This is a genomic window from Bacillus sp. mrc49 (assembly GCF_002803435.1).
On sequence record NZ_PHNG01000526.1, the window covers coordinates 1 to 1,472 of the forward strand.

General features: G+C 49.9%; 2 protein-coding genes. Both read right to left on the bottom strand.

All coding sequences use genetic code 11. The annotated features are described in order from the left end of the window. Nucleotides 1-520 (bottom strand): aminotransferase class I/II-fold pyridoxal phosphate-dependent enzyme (locus CVN76_RS05185; protein WP_157805540.1); only part of this gene is annotated, 520 nt, incomplete at its 3' end. Next, entirely contained in the window at nt 495-1,460 is a 966-nt protein-coding gene (gene cbiB, locus CVN76_RS05190; protein ID WP_100530518.1) for an adenosylcobinamide-phosphate synthase CbiB, read from the bottom strand. The genes cbiB and CVN76_RS05185, both read right to left, overlap by 26 nt. Nucleotides 1,461-1,472 lie beyond the last annotated feature (12 nt).

Sequence of the window (1,472 nt, forward strand, 5' to 3'; positions counted from 1 at the left end):
GGCATTCGCTGATCAATTCCATCACAGCCCCACGGTCAAATGACACGCCCGTCGGGTTATTGGGAGTGCAGAGGAAAACCGCATCATATTCACGTAATCTCGGAATCAAGCGAGCCACATCCAGCTGCCAACCAGGAGCATCAAGCTGGTGGAAGTCGACCTCACAACCAGCTGCCAAACAAGCTTGCTCATATTCCGCAAAAGCCGGCTGGATGATCAACACCTTCCGATCGGCCAGAATGTTGGCCACCAGCATGATGATCTCTGCACCACCGTTCCCTACCAAAACCGATGCCATGGGAAGCGCTTCTTTCTCTGCAATCGCTTTTGTCAGTTCAACGGCATGGGGGTCCGGGTAATGCATGACCCCTTCAAAAAAACCGGACCAGCGTTCCTTGATTCGCAAAGGCGGTCCCAATGGGTTGATGTTTGCGCTGAAGTCGATGATCGAGCCAGGCATTTCAATTTCCAGCGCTTCGTAAAGATAATGTGGATTAGAACCATGAGATGGTAATTTCAAATGCAATTCCCCCCAGCCAAAGCATCAGTAAAAATAGAAAAGACGATCGATGCATGATGGCAATCGTTTTTGGTATATGTTTTGCCTCCAGCGGAACAAGCGGCACGCCCATGCGCGCACGGTCAGAAACTACTCCTTTGTACATATTGAGCCCGCCAAGCTGCACACCCAAAATCGCCGCAACGGCTGCTTCACACCAGCCGCTATTCGGACTTGGATGTTTCTTCGCATCACTGAATAAGATCCTCCATCTGCCCTGAAGATCATGATGGCTAGATTTCGAGCATAACAGCATCAAAAGTCCAGTGAGGCGGCTGGGAAGGTAGTTCGCGATATCATCGAGCTTTGCCGAAGCCCAGCCAAATTGGCCATATTTATCATTATTGTAGCCAACCATCGAATCACACGTATTGATTGCCCTGTATACCATCGCAAGCGGCGCCCCGCCAACCGCTGCCCAAAACAACGGGGCCGTTACTCCATCACTCGTATTTTCAGCTACAGTTTCAACAGTGCCCCTGACTATTTCGGACTCATCAAGCATGTCGGTATCACGGCCGACGATATAGGAAAGCTTGAGCCGCGCTTCAGGAAAATCCCTTTCATTCAGCGGACGGCACACCTCCATTCCAGCCTGCTTCAAACCCTTTTGGGCAATCGTAGTGGAAATCACGGCAGCTTCCCAAACGATTCCCGCCAGCGGATGGATAAGATAGGCCAAATAAACCGACAGACCTGTAAGCAATAGTACCGTCGTCAAGACGATAGCCAGCATGAACAGTCCATTTCTTTTCTTATGTGCGCCTTCATTGAATGTGCGATCGAGCTTGCTTATCAACGTTCCAATCCATTTGACTGGATGCGGCCAATTCGGCGGATCTCCTATTATCAAATCAAGGAAAAACGCCAGCGTAACGGCAAAAAGGTGATGATAGATCATAATGCCTCATTC